24 protein-coding genes are annotated in these 24854 nt (G+C 37.5%); 12 read left to right on the forward strand and 12 right to left on the reverse strand.

The annotated features are described in order from the left end of the window. Positions 1 to 73: 73 nt before the first annotated feature. The 8 genes from miaB to R2Q70_RS10690 form a co-directional block, all read right to left on the reverse strand. Positions 74 to 1489, reverse strand: a complete 1416-nt coding sequence (gene miaB / locus R2Q70_RS10655) for a tRNA (N6-isopentenyl adenosine(37)-C2)-methylthiotransferase MiaB (protein ID WP_316807575.1) — start codon at positions 1487 to 1489, stop codon at positions 74 to 76. A 145-nt stretch (positions 1490 to 1634) separates the two neighbouring features. After that, positions 1635 to 2660, reverse strand: coding sequence for a sensor histidine kinase (locus R2Q70_RS10660; protein WP_316807576.1), 1026 nt, complete (start codon positions 2658 to 2660; stop codon positions 1635 to 1637). A gap of 57 nt (positions 2661 to 2717) precedes the next feature. Further along, complete coding sequence (locus R2Q70_RS10665; RefSeq protein ID WP_316807577.1) at positions 2718 to 3374, reverse strand: hypothetical protein; 657 nt, start codon at positions 3372 to 3374, stop codon at positions 2718 to 2720. Between the two features lie 34 nt (positions 3375 to 3408). Beyond that, positions 3409 to 4173 (reverse strand): TIGR03915 family putative DNA repair protein, encoded by a 765-nt coding sequence (locus R2Q70_RS10670; protein WP_316807578.1) that lies wholly within the window; start codon positions 4171 to 4173, stop codon positions 3409 to 3411. Further along, positions 4174 to 5433, reverse strand: coding sequence for a putative DNA modification/repair radical SAM protein (locus R2Q70_RS10675; RefSeq protein ID WP_316807579.1), 1260 nt, complete (start codon positions 5431 to 5433; stop codon positions 4174 to 4176). Positions 5434 to 5520: 87 nt separating this feature from the next. Continuing rightward, positions 5521 to 6060: a hypothetical protein gene (locus R2Q70_RS10680; RefSeq protein ID WP_316807580.1), complete on the reverse strand. Its 540-nt coding sequence runs from the start codon at positions 6058 to 6060 to the stop codon at positions 5521 to 5523. Positions 6061 to 6161: 101 nt separating this feature from the next. Continuing rightward, complete coding sequence (locus R2Q70_RS10685; protein WP_316807581.1) at positions 6162 to 6806, reverse strand: HD domain-containing protein; 645 nt, start codon at positions 6804 to 6806, stop codon at positions 6162 to 6164. A 71-nt stretch (positions 6807 to 6877) separates the two neighbouring features. Further along, entirely contained in the window at positions 6878 to 7159 is a 282-nt protein-coding gene (locus R2Q70_RS10690; RefSeq protein ID WP_010601657.1) for a helix-turn-helix domain-containing protein, read from the reverse strand. A gap of 123 nt (positions 7160 to 7282) precedes the next feature. Here R2Q70_RS10690 and R2Q70_RS10695 point away from each other — a divergent pair, with 123 nt between their 5' ends. The 5 genes from R2Q70_RS10695 (at position 7283) to R2Q70_RS10715 (ending at position 11544) form a co-directional block, all read left to right on the forward strand. Continuing rightward, positions 7283 to 7411 carry a hypothetical protein gene (locus R2Q70_RS10695; RefSeq protein ID WP_316807582.1) on the forward strand — a complete coding sequence of 43 codons (129 nt, stop codon included), beginning with the start codon at positions 7283 to 7285 and terminating at the stop codon, positions 7409 to 7411. Positions 7412 to 7455: 44 nt separating this feature from the next. Further along, the gene (locus R2Q70_RS10700; protein WP_055907032.1) at positions 7456 to 7689 is read left to right on the forward strand and encodes a hypothetical protein; all 234 of its coding nucleotides are present in this window, start codon (positions 7456 to 7458) and stop codon (positions 7687 to 7689) included. Between the two features lie 73 nt (positions 7690 to 7762). After that, complete coding sequence (locus R2Q70_RS10705) at positions 7763 to 7978, forward strand: hypothetical protein (protein ID WP_316807583.1); 216 nt, start codon at positions 7763 to 7765, stop codon at positions 7976 to 7978. 96 nt (positions 7979 to 8074) lie between these two features. After that, a complete protein-coding gene (locus R2Q70_RS10710; protein ID WP_316807584.1) occupies positions 8075 to 9280 on the forward strand; it encodes an HlyD family secretion protein in 1206 nt (401 codons plus the stop codon). Beyond that, positions 9277 to 11544: a peptidase domain-containing ABC transporter gene (locus tag R2Q70_RS10715; RefSeq protein WP_316807585.1), complete on the forward strand. Its 2268-nt coding sequence runs from the start codon at positions 9277 to 9279 to the stop codon at positions 11542 to 11544. Before R2Q70_RS10710 ends, R2Q70_RS10715 begins: the two co-directional genes overlap by 4 nt. A gap of 33 nt (positions 11545 to 11577) precedes the next feature. Here the strand turns inward: R2Q70_RS10715 and R2Q70_RS10720 are convergent, their stop codons facing one another. Next, on the reverse strand, positions 11578 to 12768 hold the full coding sequence (locus R2Q70_RS10720; RefSeq protein ID WP_316807706.1) for a class I SAM-dependent RNA methyltransferase: 1191 nt from the start codon (positions 12766 to 12768) through the stop codon (positions 11578 to 11580). Positions 12769 to 12839: 71 nt separating this feature from the next. Here R2Q70_RS10720 and R2Q70_RS10725 point away from each other — a divergent pair, with 71 nt between their 5' ends. From R2Q70_RS10725 to R2Q70_RS10735, 3 genes are all read left to right on the forward strand, one after another. Further along, entirely contained in the window at positions 12840 to 13208 is a 369-nt protein-coding gene (locus R2Q70_RS10725; protein ID WP_116168680.1) for a DUF3127 domain-containing protein, read from the forward strand. A 215-nt stretch (positions 13209 to 13423) separates the two neighbouring features. Next, complete coding sequence (locus R2Q70_RS10730) at positions 13424 to 15253, forward strand: HAMP domain-containing sensor histidine kinase (RefSeq protein WP_316807586.1); 1830 nt, start codon at positions 13424 to 13426, stop codon at positions 15251 to 15253. A gap of 167 nt (positions 15254 to 15420) precedes the next feature. Beyond that, on the forward strand, positions 15421 to 16116 hold the full coding sequence (locus tag R2Q70_RS10735; RefSeq protein WP_029204345.1) for a response regulator transcription factor: 696 nt from the start codon (positions 15421 to 15423) through the stop codon (positions 16114 to 16116). Positions 16117 to 16381: 265 nt separating this feature from the next. On the opposite strand, the gene R2Q70_RS10740 is transcribed toward R2Q70_RS10735, so the two are convergent. Further along, positions 16382 to 17230, reverse strand: coding sequence for a 1,4-dihydroxy-6-naphthoate synthase (locus R2Q70_RS10740; RefSeq protein WP_316807587.1), 849 nt, complete (start codon positions 17228 to 17230; stop codon positions 16382 to 16384). 40 nt (positions 17231 to 17270) lie between these two features. Next, positions 17271 to 17897 (reverse strand): futalosine hydrolase, encoded by a 627-nt coding sequence (gene mqnB, locus R2Q70_RS10745; protein WP_316807588.1) that lies wholly within the window; start codon positions 17895 to 17897, stop codon positions 17271 to 17273. A gap of 107 nt (positions 17898 to 18004) precedes the next feature. On the opposite strand from mqnB, the gene R2Q70_RS10750 reads away from it, so the two are divergent. From R2Q70_RS10750 to R2Q70_RS10765, 4 genes are all read left to right on the forward strand, one after another. After that, positions 18005 to 18415 carry a 6-pyruvoyl trahydropterin synthase family protein gene (locus tag R2Q70_RS10750; protein ID WP_010601668.1) on the forward strand — a complete coding sequence of 137 codons (411 nt, stop codon included), beginning with the start codon at positions 18005 to 18007 and terminating at the stop codon, positions 18413 to 18415. 15 nt (positions 18416 to 18430) lie between these two features. Next, complete coding sequence (gene folE, locus R2Q70_RS10755) at positions 18431 to 19066, forward strand: GTP cyclohydrolase I FolE (RefSeq protein ID WP_116168676.1); 636 nt, start codon at positions 18431 to 18433, stop codon at positions 19064 to 19066. A gap of 87 nt (positions 19067 to 19153) precedes the next feature. Continuing rightward, entirely contained in the window at positions 19154 to 20035 is an 882-nt protein-coding gene (gene fabD, locus R2Q70_RS10760; protein ID WP_316807589.1) for an ACP S-malonyltransferase, read from the forward strand. 92 nt (positions 20036 to 20127) lie between these two features. Further along, a complete protein-coding gene (locus tag R2Q70_RS10765) occupies positions 20128 to 23856 on the forward strand; it encodes a HAMP domain-containing sensor histidine kinase (protein ID WP_316807590.1) in 3729 nt (1242 codons plus the stop codon). A 17-nt stretch (positions 23857 to 23873) separates the two neighbouring features. Here the strand turns inward: R2Q70_RS10765 and R2Q70_RS10770 are convergent, their stop codons facing one another. Continuing rightward, the gene (locus R2Q70_RS10770) at positions 23874 to 24776 is read right to left on the reverse strand and encodes a hypothetical protein (RefSeq protein ID WP_316807591.1); all 903 of its coding nucleotides are present in this window, start codon (positions 24774 to 24776) and stop codon (positions 23874 to 23876) included. Positions 24777 to 24854: the final 78 nt, after the last annotated feature.

Here is a 24854-nt window from a genome sequence, read left to right on the forward strand (position 1 = left end):
TGTGACCAGTTTCGGTGTATTAAAAATTTGGCATTCAGTCATGTAGCCCGCAACCGATAACATGTAACTATTATCAAACTATTTTGCCAATCAGCGTTGCTGAAGTACATCTTTCGATATACACATTAGCATATTGGCCTGGTTTTACACCATCAATAGCCGGAAAAATAGCCATTGCACCACTATCGCCACGTCCGCAATAATCCAAATCAGATTTTTTTGAAGTGCCTTCAATCAATACCCGAACCGTTTTACCCACCCATTCCTGCAATCGCATTAACGAATGTGCTTGTTGTTTAGCTAAAATTTCTGCTAAACGGCGTTTCTTCACATCTTCAGGGATGTCATCAGCCAGTTTACGAGCAGCTAAAGTTCCTGGTCTTTCCGAATAGGTGAAGTTATAAGCGAAATCGTATTGTACATAATCCATCATGCTCAGCGTTTGCTCATGTTCTTCCTCCGTTTCAGTACAGAAACCAGCAATAATATCCGTTGAAATGGCACAGCCAGGAATAATATTTCTAATCGCATCAATGCGGTTAATGTACCACTCACGGGTATAAGTTCTGTTCATCAACTCCAATACCCGGGTATTACCAGATTGAACGGGTAAGTGAATATAATTACAAATGTTGTCGTATTTGGCAATAGTATGTAAAACTTCATCGGTAATATCTTTAGGGTGCGACGTAGAAAAACGAACCCTTAAATCTGGATTAACCAATGCTGTTTGTTCCAATAACTGTGCAAAATTTACAGTTTCTGTTCCGTCTTCTGAAGTCCAGGTATATGAATCCACATTTTGACCCAGCAGCGTAACTTCCCTGTAACCAGCTTCGAAAAGTGTTTTTGCTTCTTCGATGATGGAGTGTGCATCGCGGCTACGCTCACGACCGCGGGTAAAAGGCACCACACAGAATGAACACATGTTGTTACATCCGCGGGTAATCGAAATAAAGGCAGTGATGCCGTTACTGTTTAACCTAACCGGACTGATGTCTGCATAAGTTTCCTCACGGGATAACAGTACATTCACGGCTTTGTGTCCGCTCTCAACCTGCTCAATTAAGTTAGGTAAATCGCGGTAAGCATCAGGACCAACCACTACATCAACCAAACGTTCTTCTTCTAAAAATTTAGATTTCAATCGCTCAGCCATACAACCCAAAACCCCAACAATTAATTTAGGGTTGCGGCGTTTTTCAACACCAAACTGAGATAAACGATTTCTTACCCTGGTTTCTGCGTTTTCACGGATAGAACAAGTATTGATGAAAATAACATCGGCCTGGTGATAATCGCCGGTGGTTTCGAAACCTGTTTCCGAAAGGATAGAAGCAACAATTTCACTATCAGCGAAGTTCATTGCACAACCATAACTTTCGATGTATAATTTGCGGGCATCGGCTTTAACAGGCGTATCTAAAATCAACGCTTCGCCTTGTCTCGTCTCGTCATGCGTTTTATCCTGTACTTGTAAATCAATCATTCTTAAAAAGATTTTGGGGATTGCAAAAATACACAAATAAAATTAAAAGTGACAAATTGGCACGTTTTGTTTCAATGTTTACAATTGAATTGAAAAACCCGCATGAAATGCTTTAAGATGCGTTTATTCAGAGTGTTTGGGTTTGCTACCCAATCTTTTGGAGCGTAAAAGCGAAAGTTGTTCCTATACCTGGAGTGCTTCTTACAGAAATAGTCTGTTGGTGAGCTTCCAAAATATGCTTTACAATGGCCAAACCTAAACCAGTTCCACCTACTTCTCTCGCCCGGTGCGTATCAATGCGATAGAAACGCTCAAATAACCGCAGTAAATGTTTCTCTTCAATGCCGATTCCATTATCGGTTACCTCAATCAGGAATTGATCATGAAGTTCGAAAATTTTAATGGCTGTTTCGCCGTGTTCAATGCCGTATTTAATGCTATTTACAATCAGGTTAATTAGCACCTGCCGGATTTTTTCGCGGTCGGCATTAACCATGGTTACAGCCGTATATTTATCTTTAAAAAAAAGTTTGATGTGTTTGGCTTTTGCCCTGTCTTCGAGGTTTTCCATTACCTCTTTGGCAAGCGTAACGAAATCAAACTTCTGATAATGGATAGGCGCTTCTCCTGTTTCCAACTTCGAAATGGCATCTAAATCATTGATCAGATAGCTCAAACGCTCCACATTATTTTCTGCTTTTTTCAAGAATTTTACGGCCATATCCGGATCATCTACAATACAATCCTGCAAAGTTTCGATATAGCCCTGGATGGCAAAAAGTGGTGTTTTAAACTCGTGTGATACGTTAGACAAAAACTCCCGGCGAAACTGTTCCTGCTTTTTCAGTAAATCGATTTCCCGTTTTTTAGCACCGGCCCATTCTTTAACTTCTTGTTCTACATCATTAATCGGATCGGAACTTACATATTCTCCAAGCGCATCTTTCAAATCTTTTCCAAGCTTGAGATTATGGATGAGTTTATAAATCAGTTTAATTTTATTGTAGATGTATTTTTCCAGCAGATAATAGAAAACCAGAAAGCTGCACAGGAAGGAAACACCAAATGAAATTCCAAAATAATACCAGCTGCGTTCAAAATAAAAGTTTACCATCCCGATGGAAAGCGCAACAGCAAGAGCTGTAATTAAAACCAGCACACTTAATTTCATGGTGCAATTTAAAGCTTTTTATGTTAATGGAATGTTAACAGCATCGTTTTATACGGGCTATTCTGCTCTTTTAAATACCAACTCAGTTCCATTTAGATCAGATAAGATTAGCTTTTCTGGAAATAAATTTAAAACCTTGTAAACGTCTGTTCTTTTCGTTTCTAACATTGTTAGCTGGGGTTTGAAATCTACAAAAACATTACTCGATTTATTTTTGAGCTTATCAAACGGAATGGTTACGGAATTCAGTCCAATAAAGTCAATCGTGATATAATGTATATCAGCATGTTTTCTAATGGTTAAATCTGCTATCCCATTCACCACGGTGGTTACAGAAAATAATACGTCGAAATTTTTATCCCTCATGGTAACTCCAGCGCCATTTACAGGATTTTTTTCTTCAAATGCCTGGATATAAATACGAGTAAAATTCGATGGGTTATTGCTTATATCAATTTTATAAATGGAGGAGTCCTTGTCTTTTAAGGCATGATAATTTAAATACAACCGATTGTTTTTTAAGGAATAGGAACCTTCGCCATATTTTCCGGACATGTGTCCGGTAGATTTATCTGAAAAATTTGATCCTTTGAACGATAATGTTCTTGTGCCGGCATCTACACCAGCCGAATAAATATAGGTTCCAGCAATTTGAGCAATTGAACTACTTAAGGTGAAAGAGAGAAGGAAAAACAGGATATAGCGTAAATACATTTGTAACTATTTTACACCAAATTAATCAATTATTTTAACCCAATTGCTTTTCAGTTAAATATTTCCAATATCTTTTGGGTACGTGTTTAACATGGAGTTTAGTGTTTTTACGGGCAACAATGTTGGCACTTTTGAAATAATCTTTCCAAAGCAGAGAATATAATTCTTCTTTTTCATCCATTAATATTAATCCAGGATTTTTCTGATTGACTTCTGATGCAAAATCGATGGTGATTTCTTCCACCGTTTTTAAATTATAATGTAAACCATATTTTCTTTTCAAATCATAAATAATCCATTCCTGATCCGCATAGCGGTTTTTAAAATGATTGCTGATTAAAGGCAAAACATTAAAGTCTGGATCAACTGAGGCGTAAAACATGCCGTCGCCAGTTTTTTGAAAGCGAATAAACGCCTCCATGCGATGTTTTTCGCGTTCTACACTTTTTGCATATTTCGATAAAGCCATTACATGATCATTTCCATAATTGGACGCAGCACCGGTTTCATTTTGAAAAATATAGATGGTAAACTGAAACAAGTGATCGTATGCTTCAGGTATTTCTGATAAATAAGTGCAGTAAAATTTTCGTAGCCAATCTTTTTTTAGTTTTTTCTGAAGTCCAGCCCAAACCCTGTCGGCTTTCTCCTGGTCAGTTGTAACGATCAGGTTTTCACTGAAAGCCTCCGGTTGATAAAGCATCATCGATTTTAAAGTGGTAAATCCAGGTTTCCTTTCAAACCATTCAAATACCGCAGTTAACAAACCGGTTAAAGATCCATCGAAAATGTAAATCATTTAAAATAAAATCAATTGATTGCTATCCGTTTTCAAATATTTACTCTGACTATCCGCCAAAATAAAGGCCTTAATTTGAGTGCCCTGATAATCTTTCAGTTGATAAGGACTATCAGCGCAAGTAATAAAATGTTTTGCCCGGTTATAAGCCACACCAATTTTTTTCAACTGATCAATCCTTAATTTACCAAACTTACGGGCCTGAACAATTTTTTGGGCAGACATTACACCTATACCCGGAATGCGCAAAATCATTTTGTAATCGGCTTTATTAATATCCACCGGAAAATGTTGCATATTTCTGATTGCCCAGCTTAATTTGGGGTCTATATCAATATCGAGATTTGGATTGGCATCATTTAAAATCTCCTGAACCTTAAAGCCATAAAAACGCATAAGCCAATCCGTTTGATACAACCTGTTCTCCCGAAGGAGTGGTGGCTGGGTACCTAAAACCGGCATTCTAGTATCGTCGCTAATGGGAACATAACCAGAATAATAAACCCTCTTTAGCGAAAAGTTTTTGTAAAAAGCATTCGCAGTATACATGATGTCTTTATCGCTTTCTGGCGTAGCGCCAATAACCATCTGTGTACTCTGTCCTGCAGGAACAAATTTTGGAACATGTTTAATCAACTTTTTGTCAGCAGAAAACTGCGCAATATTTTTTTGAACAAAGTCTAATGGTTTGATGACATCCGCATGGTTCTTCTCTGGTGCTAAAAGTTTTAAACCCGCTTCAGTTGGCATCTCCAAATTGATGCTCATTCGATCGGCATAAAGTCCTGCTTCTTTTATTAATTCATCACTTGCGCCGGGAATGGTTTTCAAGTGAATATAGCCATTATAGTTTTGCTCTAAACGCAGTTTTTTACAAACCAAAAGTAAACGCTCCATCGTAAAATCAGCGTTCTTGAAAATTCCAGAACTTAGAAACAATCCCTCAATATAATTCCGTCGGTAAAAGTTCATGGTGAGTTCTACTACTTCATCAACAGTAAATGCAGCCCGCTTTACATCATTGCTTTTTCTGGAAACACAGAAAAGACAATCGTAAATGCAATGGTTGGTGAGCAATATTTTAAGGAGAGAAACACAGCGGCCATCTTCTGTATAGGTATGGCAAATGCCTGAAGAATGACTATCTCCAAGGCCTTTGTTATCATTTTTTCTTGTGCCACCACTTGATGAACATGAAACATCATATTTAGCAGCATCAGCAAGAATATTTAACTTTTCACGAATTCGATCGAATGACATAGGCAAGTATTTACTAACAAATATAGCTTTAAAACTAAATATATTAGTAAATATTGCTCAATAGTTTACTCTTTTAAGGAGTGACAATTAACTGGTTGCTAAAATATTTTTGCGACCAATTTTAAAAGGTTTCGATAAGTGATGGATTTCTTGATACTGATTATCCTGAAAGTAACGCAATTGTTTAAAAAAGGCCTCTGCTTCCTCTTCGTGTTGCTCTTTCATACTAAAATTAGCGCTAAAAGAGGGTTCGTTAAACCTGACAGCATAATAATAATCTCCGTTTTGATTATTGAATTTTTCCTCAATTGAAGTAATGCTTTTCCAGGTAAAAAAGAGATTTCTTTTGGTGTAAAACAAGCTATCATTTTTAATTATGAATCTTATTCCACTTTTATCAATATTAACATCGCAGGTTACAAAAATCTGCGTTTTAATTACCCATCTTAAGGTCAAAATCATTAAGGATAAAAATGATAAAATTAATACGGTAATTGTCCAGATTGGCGTGTCGATGGGTAAACAAAACAAAATAGTCAGCATCGTTAGCGCACCGATAAGTGGCACGCCGATAAATGCTGCGATAAGCACCCTACATTTATGATATTTTAATTGAAAGGAGTTCATGACGTTAATCTGCTACTAAATTAAACGCAGACTAAGTCCGATCAAATACTTACTTGTAAGTATTTTATACCGTAATATTACGGTATTTTATACATTTTGAATTAATTGCCCTCCCACTCTTTATAAAAATGATCCAGATATTGCTCCATAAAATGGTGCCTTTCTTCCGCAATAGCTTTACCTGCTTCTGTATTCATCATATCTTTCAGGAGTAATAATTTCTCGTAGAAATGATTAATGGTTGGAGCAGTAGTGTTTTTATAACTTTCTTTATTTAAGTGTTGTTCTGGTTTAATCGCAGGATCATATAACACACGGTTTTTAAAGCCACCATAGGTAAAAGCCCTTGCAATCCCTATTGCACCTATAGCATCTAACCGATCCGCATCCTGAACAATTTGCATTTCTTTCGATGTAAAAGTGTTCTGATCAAAACTATTTTTGAATGACATGTTTTGAATGATCAGTTTTACATGGTCAATAATTTCCTGGTCAACCGGAATAGATTCAAGGAAAGCTGCAGCCATATTCGGCCCCAAGGTTTCATCTCCATTATTAAATTTTGGATCGGCAATATCATGCAGTAGTGCAGCAAAAGCTACAACAAGTTGATTGCCATTCTCCTTTTGATTAATATTTTGAGCGGTTTTGAAAACACGTTCAATATGAAACCAATCATGGCCTGCTTCGGCATGGGCTAAAGTTTCTTTAACAAAGTCGATGGTTTTTTGGATAGACAACTGCATAGCTAAATTTTCTCAAAGATATTGGAAATATATGCAGGGCAGAAAAAATGATATCAACAGCGGAGAGTAAATTAACTCGCCGCTGCTGTTCTACTTTCATCTTCAGCAATAATTTTAATTAAATCATTGTGATTTAAAGTAAGTAAGTGTGTTACCTCAACCTCTAAAATTGCGGCTATTTGAAATAAACGATCGATAGTTAATTTACTGTAGCCTAACTCAATTTTACTATAAGCATTTTGAGATATTTTTAATTTCGCTGCCAGATAATCTTGAGTATAGTCTCTGTATTCTCTAATTTTCCTAATATTCCCGGCAACATTCTTCGTCTTTAAAGCCAATACATCTTCCATAAAAGGGATAATTTTAAATGTTTCTATAATTTACGAAATTCTTTAAAGCTTAGATTTTATAGGAATGATTCACTAGCTTTAAGGTATTACGCGAACGGGCAAACAAGATAATTATTACCAACAATGAAACAACTCAAAAGTTTAATGTATTCTATTTTGGTGTTGCTAATCAGGCAGTTGCAAAAACTATTGGATAACGAGATTCGTTTCTTAAATAACCTCGCAGTAAAATGCGATTATAAAAAGGAGTAGCCGAAAACCTCAAACAGAGTAGGCATTATTAAAATTAGAACGTTATGAAACTTCAAGAGTTAAATTTAAACGAAATGAAAGAAATCAACGGTGGTGGTTTATTTGGTGGTAATGATTCATCGAATTCAGGTGGATTATTAGGATCAATTGGAATTGGTAATTTACTATCATTTTCAAACGAAACCCAAGACGGAGATGAATCGAGTAAAACCTCGTTCTCTTTAGGGAATAACATTGGTGGAAGCTTGCAAGGTTTGTTCCAAAGCTTAACCAGCTAATTTGATTAACACTCAATTTATAGAAGGGGTTCTGAAAAGAATCCCTTTTTTTCGCTAACAAAATACTGAAATAATGGAAAATTTATCAGCACAAGAACTTGTAGAAATTGGGGGTGGAGGTATTTTTGGAAATACACAGCAAACAGCCGGCATATCAATCAGTGCTTCATCTGACAGTTTATTAAGTATAACATTTATTACCACAAACGGTGATAGACGAAATGAAACAACCATCTCTGTTGGAAATAACATCGCCCTTGATTTGGGTTTAATTGGCAGCAGGCAATAACTTACTTTAAATATAAGTGATGAAAGACCAAGAGATTTGGTCTTTTTTTATGGTCTTAAAACCTAAAATAGCAAAAATGCGTATGTCAATATAGATATGGATAGTGACAAATACATATTTCCGAAAGAGATTATTGAAAATACAGCCGAGTATCATTTTCATTCTCATAACTCCTACACCAAGGTAATTTATCAGGTTATTTTGGCTGTACTCATTGCTGCTTTTCTGGCATTATTTCTTATTAAGGTTGATGTAAATGTAAAAAGCACTGGTTTATTCAGGCCCACCGCAGAGCGGAATGAAATTAAACCGCTTATAGCCGGACGCATCGATTCTTTATTTATTAAAGAGAATATGCATGTAAAAGCTGGTCAGGTTTTGCTTACCATAAAAAAGGAAAATATCGAAAGTCAGGATGCCCTGAATCAGTTTCAGCAAACCGATGTTAAAGATCAGCTACATGATTTGGGCTTACTCATCAATGCTTACAGAAGAAACGATTGGTCGAAAAAGTTGCCGCTTAAATCTGGCGTATATGGCCAGCAGTACAGTTTCTTTATGCAAAGGGTAACCGAGGCAAAAGCAAGGTATCAGCTCGCTTATAAAAACTATGAACGTTACGCCTATCTTTTTAAAAGAAAAGCGGTTTCTGCATTAGAATATGATGAGATGAAACTAAGAAAGGATAACGTATTTAATGAGCTGAGTTTAATTGGAGAGGAGCAGGGGAATAAATGGCAAACCGAACTGAACCAGCTAAATATCCAAAATCAGCAGCTTGATACCAGGGATCGGCAATATGAAGAAGAGAAGGAGTTTTACACCATAAAAGCACCTTTAACCGGAACCGTACAGCAATTAAAGGGCATACAACCCGGAAGTTCTATTTCAGCAAATGAAGTTTTAGGTGAAATTTCGCCCGATTCGGGCTTGATTGCTGAGACCTATGTGCAGCCTAAAGATATTGGTTTGCTAAAAGTTGGTACCAAAGCCCGGTTTCAAATTGATGCCTATAACTATAATGAATGGGGCATGGCAACTGGTAAAGTCATTTCCATTTCGAGTGATGTATTTATGCAAAATGGGTCGCAACCCTTTTTTAAAGTTCGCTGCCTATTGGATAAAAACAACTTAAAGTTAAAAAACGGATATCTCGGTAAAATAAAAAAAGGGATGACCCTACAGGCCCGGTTTTTTGTAACCAGAAGAACGTTATTTCAATTGCTATATGATAAGGCTGATGATTGGTTAAACCCCAATGTAATTCCTGAAAGTAAAGAAAATCAAGTAAGCAGCCTATGAAAAATTTAACCCAATTCTTCCAGGCTTTCAAAGAGAAAATCGCTTTAAAAAAGAAAGCTAAACGTACTGTTATCAAACAGCATGACGTTACAGATTGTGGTGCCGCATGCCTGGCGTCTATTTCTATTCATTATGGTTTAGATTTGCCAATTGCCAGGATCCGGCAATACGCTGGTACCGATAAAAAGGGAACCAACGTACTGGGTTTAATTGAGGCATCTGCCAGATTGGGGTTTTCTGCGAAAGGTGTAAAGGCAAGTTACGACAACCTTTTTACCATCCCAACGCCAGTTATTGCCCATGTGAACCATAATAATCTCGCTCATTACGTTGTTATTTATAAAGTAACCGAAAATCATGTAGAGGTTATGGATCCTGCGTACGGAGAAATGCAGCGGCTAACGCCCGATGAGTTCAGGCAAAAGTGGACGGGTGTGTTGATTATGCTTTTGCCCGGAGATGATTTTACTGCCGGAACCGAGCGCATATCATTAGAGAAAAGATTTCTCTATCTGCTGATGCCACATAAGTCAATTTTAATTCAGGTATTAATTGGCGCCATATTTTACACCATCTTAGGTTTATCGACTTCCATTTTTCTTCAGAAGATCGTAGATAATGTACTTCCTGAAGGCAATACGAATTTATTAAACCTGATGGGAACGGTGATGATTATCATCATCCTGCTGCAGATATTTATCAATTACGCTAAAACATTATTAACCATAAAAACCGGACAGCAAATTGATGCGAGGTTGATTTTGGGGTACTATAAACATCTTTTAAAGTTACCTCAGGCTTTTTTCGATACCATGCGTGTGGGTGAAATCATTTCCCGAATGAATGATGCGGTTAAAATCAGGGCATTTATCAATGATGTATTGGTTGGTTTTGCGGTGAATATTTTTATCCTGATTTTTTCTTTTGCACTGATGTTTACCTACTATTGGAAACTGGCTTTGATTATGTTAACGGTTGTGCCTTTGTATGCCTTGGTTTATTACATATCAAATCGCCTGAACAAAACCACGCAAAGGCAATTGATGGAGAAAAGTGCTGAACTGGAAAATCAATTGGTAGAATCGGTGAATTCAGTTAGTACCATAAAACGGTTTGGATTAGAAAATTTCTCTAACCTGAAAACAGAAATCAGGTTTATTAATTTGCTAAAAACGGTTTACACTTCCGGAACCAATTCACTTTTAGTGGGCAATGCCAGTGGTTTTATTTCGAGCACATTTTCAGTAATCTTGTTATGGGCAGGGGCGAGTTTTGTGCTTCAAAACCTGATCACTCCCGGAGAACTTTTATCATTTTATGCCATTATTGGATATTTCACCGGGCCTGTAATTAGTTTAATCGGCATGAATAAGGTTTTTCAAGATGCCAGAATTGCCGCCGATAGACTTTTTGAAATAATGGATTTGGAGCGGGAGAAAACAGAAAACAAAACTGACATTACACCAGATATGATTGGAGATATCGAATTTCGGAAAGTGAATTTCAGGTATGGTACCCGGGTTACGGTTTTTGATGGTTTTGACCTTCATGTTCCGAAAGGTAAAATTACAGCTGTGGTGGGAGAGAGTGGCTCGGGGAAAACTACTTTACTTTCGCTACTTCAAAACATTTATCCGTTGCAATCGGGAAATATTATGATCGGCGAATTCGACATCAATTACATCACCAATGAAAGTTTGAGAAAACTCGTCGCAGTAGTTCCACAAGATGTGCATCTGTTTGCCGGAAATGTGATTGAAAATATCGCTGTTGGAGAGATGGAACCTGATATGAAAAAAATTGTACGTATTTGTGCCCAGTTACATATTATGGATTTTATTGAGCGTTTACCCAACGGATTTGATACCTATTTGGGGGAAAATGCGACCAATTTATCTGGAGGACAAAGGCAGCGGCTGGCCATTGCAAGGGCGTTGTATCGTGATCCGGAAATATTAATTTTGGACGAAGCCACCTCTTCGTTAGATTCTTCTTCAGAGGAGCATATTCATCATGCCATTTCTTTACTCCGTGAGCAAGGCAAAACCATTATTTTAATTGCTCACCGCTTGAGTACAGTTGTAAACGCTGATAAAATTGTGGTGTTGAAAGAGGGAAAACTTATTGAAGAAGGTACACATGCTGAGCTGGTTGAAATAAACGGGATGTACACCAGCATGTGGCACAAACAATTTCCATTAATTACAGATTCAATAAAGAAAAAGCGGGTAAAGAAAGTGGATAATCAGGAACCTAAAAGCTAATTGCATTTAAATTCCTGATGACCTATATATGTATTAGGCTTGTACTTTGTTTTCGATCAGCGGAGTTCTTCTTGAACCATCGTAAAGCTCATACTCTAACATTCTACAATCCAGTTTTCCGTTATAGAATTCTATTTTTCTTGATGCTTTTAAGCCGATTTTTTTGGCAAGATCAGGATTTCCGGTAAAAATGTAGCCTGAGTAACCTTTACATTTGGTTTTCATGAAATCGCCCATGCGTTTGTAAGTTAGCTCCAGTTTACTGTGTACGCCTAGACGTTCGCCATATTCCGGATTGAAAACTACAACGCCTTTTCCGCCTTCGGGAACAGGTGTGAGTTCGAAATCACAAACTTCAAACTCAATAAAAGTATCTACTCCGGCGGTTTGGGCGTTTCTGCGGGTAACCTCAACAGCATCTTCAGAAATATCGGAGGCAATGATTTTAAGATCAACATTTTTAATAACTTGGTCTTTCAAAATTCTTCTTTCAGCAAAAAATTCCTGCTCATCATAGCCTAAAATGTGCATAAAGCCATAGTTCATGCGATACAGGCCTGGAGCACGGTTAGTAGCAATTAATGCCGCTTCAATAGCTAAAGTTCCTGAACCACACATTGGGTTGATAAATGGTGATTTTTTATCCCAATTGGTAGCATAAATGGCGCCTGAAGCTAAGGCCTCGAGCATTGGTGCTTTTCCTGGAATTTTACGATAACCATGTTTTGCTAATGTTTCGCCTGAGGTATCCATAAAAACATCTGCATCGGCATCTTTCCAGTATAAATGTACTACTGCTTTGTTGGCATCAGAGCCGGAGTTAGGGCGTATGCCTTTTTTCTCTTTCATTCGGTCAACAATCGCATCTTTAACCTTTAAGTTGGCAAAAAGTGGAGTGGTAATGTTTGGGTTATCCACATTGGATGTTACGGAGAAATAACCTGCAAAATCAATCAATTCTTCCCATTCAATTGCTTTGATTTCGGTATACAAATCATCAGGCGTAATGGCTTTGAAACTTTTTATGGCGTATAAAATCTGACTGGCGCAACGCAAGTTCAAATTCAGCTTAATACACTCTGTAAGAGTGATATTTAACTCAACCCCAGTTGGGAAAGCCCTTTCAATTTTATATCCTAAGGCCGTAACTTCATCTTGCAAATACGGAGAAAGGCGTTTATTGCAGGTAATAATTACCTTGCTTTTATTGTGGAAAACTTGCATCATAATGTATGCGAAGTTATCAATAAAATTATAGAGATTTGATGTTTATAGTACATTAAGTAGTATTAGATATGGAAATTAAAGGAAAAGTACACGAAGTAGGTGCAACGCAGCAAGTGAGTGAAACGTTTAAAAAACGTGATTTAATAGTAGAATACGCAGAAAATCCAACATACCCAGAATATATTCGTTTTGAGGCTTTACAAGATAAAACTGCATTATTAGATACATTTAAAGCGGGTGATGAGGTTGAGGTTTTCTTTAATTTACGCGGTCGCCCTTGGACAGATAAAACAGGAAAAACATCATATTTTAACAGTTTGGTAATTTGGAGAATCAATGCCATTGCAGCAGGTGCTCCGGCAGCAGCTACTCCGGCCTATGCAGCTCCGGTTGATGTGAGCAATACACCAGGTGAAGATGATGATTTGCCTTTCTAAATAAAGAATCTTTTTAAGCAAACAATTTTGAACCATGCCGAGGCTTTTGCCTCGGCATTTTTTTTGCCTCATCTTTGCTTAAATCTTCATTTCCAGCTAAATAAACCATGTTAAAATATGTTAAAAACATTCCGTTAACTTAGCTATTGAGTATTTTTGATATCAGTTAGGTTGTAGAAAGTGTTTGTAAACCCTTTCCGCAAAAAATCACATCAATGAAAAAAAGGAGTTTTTGGTTTATTACTGTTTTAATGACGGTGGCTTTGCTGGGCGTTTTCGTGATGCAGTTGTATTACATCAAAGAAGCCTACAACCTAAAATCTCAGCTTTTCGATGAACAGGTAAATCAAACGCTTGCTACGGTAGTTAAAAAAGTAGAGCGATTAAATGTGGCCAATCACATTAACCGGAAAGATGCCGAAAATAAATTAAGGCGCCTTCAGGATGCCAGGCAAAGAGCGCTCGACATTAAAGATTTAAGGCAGCAATATGTGCAGGAATCGGAGTTGCGACAAGCCGAGCGGGAAAATTTAATCGAAAATTATTTAAATCAGCAGGATACGCTAATAAGAATGTCCTTTCGAGCACCCAATGTAATTTCTGAGCGAGAATTTGTTTCTATATCATCGCAAAATGGTAAAAGCCTTGATTTACAAATGGATGCAATTGTAGATATGCGTAGCTTGGTTTTAAAGAGTTACAATATGCGTACAAAACCTTACGCCCCAGCGCCTAAAACATTTGAGTTTAAAAGTTTGCAAAGCCTGCCCGATACATTAAGATATTTGGTATACGATCCGATAAATGCCAAACCGTTGACCGTTAGTTTGCCAAAAATTTCTGATGATTTAGAGAAAAAATTTAAGCGTGAAGATGAAATTGCCAAAAAACAGCTCGAAGTAAAGATTGCGGCTTTGGGTAAAGATACACTGCCTTACACCAGAATGAACCTGGTAGAAGATGTATCGAAAGAGCTTGAAGATTCAAGAATTCCAATTTACAAGCGAATTAATTTCAGGGCACTTGGTGATATTCTGATGTCAGAATTATCTACACATAATATTACGCTTAAGCCTTCGTATAAAGTTTCGCTGGCAAAAAAAGACTCAGTGCTGTTTATGGTGGCTTCCAACACCAAAGGAGAGTTTTTACCTGAGAACACCTACAAAACGCCACTTTTTGGTAACGATTTATTTCGCGATCCGGGAACCTTAATTGTGACCTTCCCAAACAAAAATTCTGCTATTTTAACCAATCTGGGTTTTACACTGGCATCATCGGTAGGCTTGTTACTGGTGCTGGTTTTTATCTTTTCCTATACGCTTTATGCCATTCTGAAACAGAAAAAAATCTCTGAGATGAAAACTGATTTCATCAATAACATGACGCATGAGTTTAAAACACCGGTAGCCACCATTATGATTGCGAGTGAGGCATTGAAGGATCCGGAAGTTACGGAAGATAAAACACGATTAAAGCGACTAGCAAACATCATTTATGACGAAAATGTTCGGTTAGGCAGCCATATTGAACGGGTATTGAGCATCGCCAGACTGGAAAAGGGCGAGCTTAAAATGGACAACACTGAAGTGGATATGAACGATTTAATCGTGATTGTTTTGGACAGCATGGGGCTTCAACTTCAAAAAAGAAATGCCATTTTAAATGTCAATACCGATGCTGAAAAAGCTACCGTTTTCGGCGATGAACTGCACCTTTCAAATGTACTTTACAATTTAATCGATAATGCCAATAAATACAGTTCTGATACGCCAGAAATTACCATATCGACCAGGAATACGCACAAAAATCTAATCATCGAAATTGCAGACAAAGGTATTGGGATGACGAAGGAACAATCAAAGCGAATTTTTGATCAGTTTTATCGTGTACCCACGGGTAACCTGCATGATGTTAAAGGTTTCGGTTTGGGGTTAAATTACGTTCAGGATATTATTAAACAGGCAAATGGCAGCATTAAGGTAAGCAGCGAGAAAGATAAAGGAACAACATTTGAAATATCGTTACCTTTATACGAAGGTTAAATGTCGGCACAAAAGCTTAATTGGTCGATACATCGCCCAAGTGCAGCCAAACATTGCTTAACATAGCGGTGAATTTATTTATATCACAGGTAAATTAAACCGTTATGCAAACACACAATCAAACTTTTACGGTAGGTAATGCTACATACGTGAACAAAATAAAAATAATGAAAAAAATACTTCTGGTTGAGGACGATCCAAATTTAGGTTTATTACTTCAAGATTATTTGCAGTTAAAAGGCAAGTTTGATGTGGTGCTTTGCACAGATGGCGAGGAAGGATTACGTGCTTTCAATAAGCAAAATTTCGATTTGTGTATTCTGGATGTGATGATGCCTAAAAAGGATGGATTTACGTTAGGAAAAGATATTCGTAAAATAAACGCACAGGTACCTATTATTTTTGCAACTGCTAAAACCATGTTGGAAGATAAATCTGCGGCTTACGATTTAGGTGGGGATGACTACATCACAAAACCGTTTCGTATTGAGGAGCTGCTTTTGCGCATTAATGCCATGTTCAAACGCATTTCGAGCAAAACGGATGGGATAGAAGAAGCGCCTGAAACGCAGTTTAGCATTGGCGATTATACTTTTGATTATACCACACAGATTATTACCAACGCCGATCAGCAACAAAAGCTATCCACTAAAGAAGCAGAATTACTTCGTTTATTGTGCTTAAAAAAGAATACCGTGTTAACCCGTGAAGAAGCCTTGTTAAGCATCTGGCATGACGATAACTATTTCAACGGACGCAGTATGGATGTGTTTTTGAGTAAGCTGCGCAAATATTTGAGAGGCGATTCGAACGTGGAAATTATTAACGTTCATGGTAAAGGCTATAAGTTGCTGGTGAGTTAGGGGGTGGTAACGTTGGAAAGTTGAAATGTTTTAACGTTCCTTTCCAATGCCAATTCACTGATTTAGTTTTAAAGATAGTTTGAATACGGTTGTTGCGACACCAGCTGTTAGGGTTAATTTAAAGGTAGTACCTATATTATAATCAAGTGATCTCTAAACGTTGTCACATTGAGCTTATTGAAGTATTGGGATAAGTTGTCGAAACGCCATCAGGAAATTTACAGGTCTCTTGATGTTATCTCGTATTTATGCCGCAATCCTTTACCTATAAATATAAATTTTCCTTTATTGCCGGGATAATGTTCCTCTCCTGAGCAAGGGTGAACAAGGTATCAACAGCTTTTCTACCTTCTTCGCCAAGGTTAATGCTGTATTTATTTACGTATAATTCAATGTGTTTATACATCACCGCCTCATCCATAGCCTGTGCATGTTCGCGTATAAAATCGATGCCCGATTTTGGGTGAGCAAAGGCGAATTCAACCGATTGACGAATCAAACGGTTTACTTTAAGCTGCACTTCACGATCTAAATTCCTGTTGATCACAATTCCACCCAAAGGAATGGCGCAACCTGTTAATTTTTCCCAATAATCTCCTAAATCAACAATTTTAGTTAAGCCTTTATCCTGGTAAGTAAATCTGTTTTCATGAATAATCAGCCCCAAATCGATCTGGTCTTCCAGCAAAGCTGATTCAATTTCAGAGAAAACCATTTCCTGCTTATGTTTTAGCTCAGGGTATGCAATTCCGAGTAGAAAATTTGCTGTAGTGTACTTGCCCGGAATTCCAACTTTCAGTTCACTCGCTCCGGATTTTAATAATTCATCAAGCGCTTCTGGTGTATGTTTATGGCTAATGAGCAAAGGACCAACACCGAAACCCAGCGCACTTCCCGCATCAAGCAAAGCATATTGGTTAGCCACGTAGGCAAAAGCATGGAAACTCAGCTTCGTAATATCTAACTGCCCCTTCAAAGCTTTTTGATTCAACGTTTCCACGTCATCATAAGTTACTTCAAACTCAAGGCCTTCGGTATCAATTTTATGGTGAATAAGGGCGTCGAAAATAAAGGTATCATTCGGGCAGGGCGAAAAACCAAGTGTAAGTTTCATAAATCAAAATTAACCACTGCAATACATTAAAACGTCATAATCAGTTCATTTCTGAGATAAAAGAAATCATCCAGTCGTTCAGGTTTCTAATTGCTAACCCAATTTGCCAGTTTTCTTTGTTTCTCGGCTCAACATAGTTTGATACACTTCTGATTTGCAAACAATCGATATTTTCGCGTTTGCAGGCGTAAAAAACCGCGGCACCTTCCATGCTTTCAGTTGTTGGGCTAATTCGCTTTTTTAAGTTTCTGATACTTTTTTCACTTCCCGTAACACAGTTAACGGTTATGCTTTTCACAGATGGCAAATCAATAATTTTTCTGCTTTTAGCCTTAAAATGATTTTCGCCAAATCCTAAATCCGTTATCGTTAAAAAATCATCACCGTTTTCGGCACCCAGTTCTGCAAAAATATCTTCACTAATATTTAACAAGCTGCCCAGTTTAATGCTGCGGTCAAAACATCCGGCTATGCCTACATTAATCACTAAATTGTATTTATTTGCAGTAAGATATTGCCCCAAAGAAAAAGCGGTTGCCACCATACCAACGCCAGTAATCAATAAATCAAAATTTTTGCTTTCAATAAAATCTCCCTCAGGTAAGTTAAAGTGCTGATAGAAGAAGGCAACCTCCGCTTTTGTGGCTGCTACAACCAGTGTTTTCATAAAGTAAAGTTAGGGGATTAGCAGAACAATCATTCAATTTCCATCTTACATTTTCCTTATCATCTCTTAAGGCTTTATCCGTATATTTGATCCTTTATTGTAAAGTAATGATTTATATAACGAGAAAAGCATCATTTAACGCAGCCCACAAGCTGGCCCGAACCGATTGGGATGATGATAAAAATGCAGAGGTTTACGGCAAATGTGCTAATCCAAACTGGCATGGCCATAATTACTGGCTTTATGTAACCGTTAAAGGCGAAGTAAATCCTGAAACAGGATTTCTTGTAGATTTGAAGTGGTTAAAAGACATCATGAATGATTACGTTGTAGATAAAGTTGACCATAAAAACTTGAATCTGGATGTTGATTTTATGAAAGGTAAACTGGCTTCTACAGAAAACTTGGCCATTGAGATTTGGAAACAGCTAGAAGCACCTATTGCAGAAGGCGGAGCTACTTTGCATTGTGTGAAAATCTACGAAACCGAAAATAATTTTGTTGAATACTTTGGTTAAAAACCACCTATATTAATGAGCACTAAAGACGTATTAAAAGGCGAATCGAGAGACGGCTATGTAAAAATAGATCGTTACAACGATGAAAAAATTGAAGCTGTTGCTACGCATTATAAAGATATTCTTGGTCAGTTGGGCGAAGATCCTGAACGTGAGGGTTTAATTAAGACTCCTGAGCGGGTTGCAAAAGCTTTACAGTATTTAACGCATGGTTATGATTTGAAACCAGATGAAATTCTGAAATCGGCAATGTTCGAAGAAGATTACAGTCAAATGGTGGTGGTTAAAGATATTGAGGTGTATTCGATGTGTGAGCACCACATGCTGCCTTTCTTTGGTAAAGCGCACATTGCCTATATTCCAAACGGCCATATCGTGGGTTTAAGTAAAATCCCTCGTGTGGTTGATGCCTTTGCCCGTCGTTTACAGGTGCAGGAACGTTTAACCAACGAAATCAGAGATTGTATCCAGAATACACTGAACCCAATGGGTGTTGCGGTTGTGATGGAATGCAGACACTTGTGTATGGCCATGCGTGGCGTACAGAAGCAGAATTCGGTAACGACAACATCGGCATTTACCGGAACTTTTTTAAGCAACGATAAAACAAGGGCTGAATTTCTGAGATTAATTACAGCGAGTTTAGATTAAGCCTCCAAACACTGAAGGGAAGCAAGGCTATGGTCATTATTAATAATTTATAAAAAAATTAATTTCCCCTTTAGGGGATTAAGGGGTATGAAAGCATATATTTTTCCTGGACAAGGAGCGCAATTCGTAGGCATGGGTAAAGATCTTTATGAAAACCCAAAAGCTGCCGAATTATTCGAAAAGGCAAATGAAATTATCGGTTTCCGTATTAGCGATATCATGTTTGGCGGAACAGATGAAGAATTAAAACAAACCAATGTTACACAACCGGCTATCTTTTTACATTCAGTAATTTTAGCAAAGGTTTTAGGTGATGATTTTAAACCTGATATGGTAGCCGGTCATTCATTAGGTGAATTTTCTTCTTTGGTTGCGGCGAATGCTTTGAGTTTTGAAGATGGCTTAAGGTTAGTAATTGCCCGGGCAAACGCCATGCAAAAAGCCTGTGAAGCACAACCATCTACCATGGCTGCGATTTTAGGCTTAGCTGATGATGTAGTTGAAAAAATTTGTGCTGAGGTTGATGCTGTTGTTGTTCCTGCAAATTATAACTGCCCGGGGCAACTGGTTATTTCAGGGAGCATTGAAGGTATCGATTTCGCATGCGCCAAACTTACAGAAGCTGGTGCTAAACGGGCTTTGAAACTAAATGTAGGTGGTGCATTTCATTCTCCACTAATGGAGCCTGCAAAAATTGAATTACAGGCTGCAATAGAAGCAACAAATATCTCGGCTCCAATTTGCCCGGTTTATCAGAATGTTGATGCAAAACCGTATACAGATCCGGCTCAAATTAAAGAAAACCTGATCAAACAATTAACAGGCGCCGTACGTTGGACTCAAACCGTATCGAATATGCTTGCAGATGGTGCAACAGAGTTTGTTGAAGTAGGACCAGGCAACGTATTGCAAGGTTTGGTGAAAAAGGTAAGTCGCGAAGTACAAACCAGTAGTGCCGTTGTAGCTTAACTTTAGCACACATTACAATATTTTTTCGACGCCATAAACAAACCGTTTATGGCGTTGTTTTTTATCAATATTTAATATCTTTATCGAAATAGATGAAATTGAGCTTTGGTGTAAAAATTAGATTTCTGCTGCTTATTTTAGGTTGTTGCCTCATTGTTACTTCGATTTCTTTGAGCAGATTTACCACTAAAAATGAGTTGCTGGAACGTGATGCAAAGGAAGTTCAACAAAATTTACTACTGAAAGAGCGAGATGTTGCCGCTTTTTTGGCCGATAAGAATGAAATTAAAAAGGCTAAGCAACTCCACGATAATCCGAAAGATGCCATCGAATTTTTGGACGTTTATAGGAAAGTGAAGGGAATTAACCTACTCACCTTTCAAAATAATCAGTTAAAATTCTGGAGTACCTATCGCGTTACGGATATTGATCCCCTTACAATTAAAGAAGGAAGCTCCGTTCTATTTTTCTCAAATGGCTGGTATGAAGTAATTAAAAGTACACAGGGCGATTTCAGCTTAATCTTCCTGATTTCCATACAATCACAATACCCTTTTAAGGAAACCAAATACTTCAAAAATGATCTGGATCCGCTCCTGTCGAGTTCACAGCTATTAACCTTAGCATCATTTACGGATAAAGATGTTTACAGCATCAAAAGTATCGACAACAAGTTTCTCTTTGGTTTAAAGGTTAAACCGGGTTATGTTGATGATTATTATTCTGCAACCCAGCTATGGCTTTTTGTAGCCGGAATGCTAAGCATTTGCATGTTCTTCAACTCGTTAAGTTCATTTATTGCCAGAAAAGGACATATTGTATGGGGAACGCTGTTGCTGCTGGTTTTCTTCCTGTCGTTCAGGCTTTCTGATTTATATTATGGCTGGTTTAATCACCGCTTCCCGCTCGATCTTTTCGATCCAAGGATCTACTCTGAGAGTTTTCTGATGCCGTCACTGGGCGATTTTCTGCTCAATGTATTTACCTTAACATGGTTATTGCTATTTATGTACAATCATAAAGAGCAATACAAATTTGGCACCTGGATCAGGAAAAGCAAAGTGTTAGGCATTATTATCCATGGACTGTTTTTAGGTCTTATAGCTACAATAGCTTATTTCAGTGATGAGGTTTTTTTCGGTTTGATTTATAACTCCAAAATCAATTTCGAGATTATTAATATCTTAAAGTTAAGCGGCACAAGTTGGGTAAGTATTGTTATTCTTTGCCTGGTATGGTTTCAAATTTATTTGATTACCGTGATAACAGCTACCGTAAGTAAGCAGCTAAATGTAACCAACAAAGAGCGATTAGTTATATTTTTGAGTGGTTTCGCTGCCGTTTTTATTTACAGGCTTGCCACTGATTTTACTGCCTTTTTCATCGTTTTTGCACTCATCCTGTTTATTGTTTGCAGAAGTATTTACGATGAAAAAGCAAAATTTTCTGTTGGGCTGTTTGCCATCGTTTTCTTTTGCCTGGCCTTTAATACATCGATTAAATATATAAAATACAAAGACATTACCGAGCGGAACTTGCGGGAGCCTCTGGCACGTAAAGTACAATCATCAGAAGATCCAAATGCAATTGTGGCTTTAGGGAGCCTGGAAGGGCAGTTGTTGAAAGATGAATTTTTGATTCGATATTTTAATCAGAATGGTAAATCGAATTACGCAGTGCTCAAAAATCACATTAAAAACTACCTGGATGGTTACTTGAGCCGATACGATTACCAAATCTATCCTTATGATAAAACGGGATTAGATATCAGCAATCCTAACGGGCAACCTTTTAAAAAATATAAAGGGTTGGTTGAATCGGGATCGGTTAAAATTGATGGAGCAAATTACTTTTACCAGGTAAACAATACATTCGGCTACCAGGATTATTTTGGAATTATTTCTGTGGTAAATAAGGGTAATTTACTGGGGTCACTGGTTATCGAACTCCGATCAAAACCTTATAACTACAATAACCGCTTGCCCGATCTGCTTGGCGACCAAAAACTCATCAGGGATGAGGATTTTAGAGGTTATTCTATTGCGCTCTACAGCAATAATAGGCTATTAAATCAATCAGGGAATTATACTTATCCGCTCGATGGATATATTTTTAAAGGGAAAAAGGATGATTTTATCACCAGTAGTGATGCTGACCAGGACTATAGTCACCTGATTTATAAACCTACAGCAAGCAAAATGGTGGTGATTAGTAAACAAAAAGTTGATTATGTGGAGCGATTGGCTGCATTATCGTTCTTCTTTTTAGTATTCATCATTTTCTCCCTTGTACTCTATGGATTAATTTGGTTAATCAAAAATCTTGATGATGAACGTGTCGGCTGGTTTAGTATCAACCGGTCACTGATGATCAACGCAAACAAGATTTTGTACAAAACGCGAATTCAACTCTCTATTGTGCTATCGGTTGTAGCTACCTTATTAATTGTAGGCTGGGTAACCTATTATTACATGGATCGGGAATACCGGGGGCAACAAACCGCTTCCATAAAAGATAAAATCAGGAAGGTTCAACAGAACTATGAGAAGCAGGTGTTTAGCAACGGGATTACCAATGATGAAGATGCCGTGGCCGATTTTAATAATTTCGCGGATATCAACAATGCCGATTTAAACCTATACGATACGCAGGGCAATTTGTTAATGACAACTTATCCAAAATTGTACAATTCAAAAGTAATCGGGAGGAAAATGGGGCCATTAGCTTACGCTTATTTAGATAAATTAAAACGATCTGAATACATCAACCCCTTTGAAAAAATTGGAAGCTTAACTTATGCCGCAGCCTATGCGCCCATCAGAAATGCTCAGAATAAAACCATCGCCTATATTGGATTGCCCAATTACTCCAATGAAGAAGAGTATTCAGATAAAATTGCGCTCTTCGTGAGTAATCTGATTAATATTTATGCCCTGGTTTTTGTTGCAGTAGGGGTTTTAGCGGTGTTTTTGGCCAATCAAATTACAAGTCCGCTTACTTTCATCCAGGAAAACATCAGCAGAACCCGAATTGGACAAAGAAATGAGCCTATTGTTTGGCGCAGGCATGATGAAATTGGATCGTTGATTAAAGAATATAACAGCATGATTGCAGCCCTTGAAGCCAGTGCGGTTAAACTTGCCCGTTCCGAGCGTGAAAGTGCCTGGCGTGAAATGGCAAAACAAGTGGCACATGAGATTAAAAATCCATTGACACCTTTAAAACTTGGCGTTCAGCTCCTGGAAAAATCGTGGAGAGAAAACGATCCAAATTTCGAAAACAAGTTCAACAAATTCAGTAAATCTTTTATTGAACAAATAGAAAGTCTTTCAAAAATCGCTTCTGAATTTTCAAATTTCGCCCGGATGCCGGATACGAATCTGGAAAAACTTGAGGTGATGCCGGTAATCGAACAGGCCCGCCAGGTTTATAAAAACAGCGACAATGTAGAAATTAATGTCTTAAACAAATCTGATCGGTATGTTCGCATTCTCGCCGATCATGACCAATTATTGAGAACGTTTAATAACTTGTTTAAAAATGCCATTGAGGCTATTGACGATGAATCGCATTGCTGCATTACTGCCGTAATTTATAACGATGAGGCGAATGCTTACATCGAAATTAAAGATAATGGGAAAGGTATCCCGGCAATGTTACATGATAAGATTTTTGTGCCAAACTTTACCACAAAATCTTCTGGAACGGGATTGGGCTTGGCCTTTGTTAAGCAAGCAGTTGAAAACGCAGGTGGAACGATCACTTTTACTTCCGTTATTGATCTTGGAACAACTTTTTACCTAACGTTTCCGCTAGCTTAATAAATTTTTGAGGAAAATTATCGAAGATCAACTTGGGCCTTGCCCATTGTGTTTCCATCTGCATACAGGATAACCGTGTAAATACCTTTTATGAAGTCTTTTGGGTTTTTCCAGTCGATAACATAGGTGCTGTCATCATTATTGTAATTGATATAGATAGAATGGCTGTATTGCATTTCCTGGCCATCGGCTTCAAAACGATTGCCTTCATCAGCTAATAAATTCCCTGCCGGATCAAATACCCTTAAATAGATATTGTGATGACCTTTTTCTGCCAGTTCATTCGGGATAATATTAAACCGAACGCTTAATTTTTCTGCGCTTGATGATTTGGTGACTTCTATTTTTTTACCGCTCGATTTCGTTCTGAAAGCTACAATTTCTGCACTTTGAAGTTTCAAAGCCGAAGCTGTTTTTACTTTCGCATTTAAAGTTGAGTTTTCAGTTTCCAGATTTGAAGTTTTGCTATTCAGGTTGCGTAACGTATTCTCTAAACTGTCACGGCTATTTTTCAGGAAAATATTATCCTTTTGCAACTGAATAACCTGGTCGTTATAATTTTTTACGAAAGTTTTTAATTCATTTATTTGGCTGTTTGCCTTGTCGAGTTCACCTTGTGTAATTTCGCCCTTCTCTAAAGCAAGCTTTAATTCGGCAATTTTTTCTCTTGCCAACTTTTGCTCTTCAACAAGTTTTTCGTTAAGATCCAGATTTAAGGCTTCTACTTTATCCAATTCCACCTCAATCTTTTCCACCTCTAAACGTAGTTTATCTTTCTCCGTGCTCACCGTAACAAATCTTTCGCTTTGCTGTCGATCTTTAAAAAAAAGGTAGGCGTTTGTTCCAATAAGGGCGGCTATTACAATAACCAGAAAGTAAATTTTGTTTCTATCGCCTTTATTAATCTTTTGTGGTTCCATTTTTAATAATGCTGTATCTTCTTAAATTAATATACTTTTGTTGTTCCATAGGTAAATGGAGTACACAATAGATTTTAG

The organism is Pedobacter agri, assembly GCF_032678665.1.
Lineage (GTDB): Bacteria > Bacteroidota > Bacteroidia > Sphingobacteriales > Sphingobacteriaceae > Pedobacter > Pedobacter agri_A.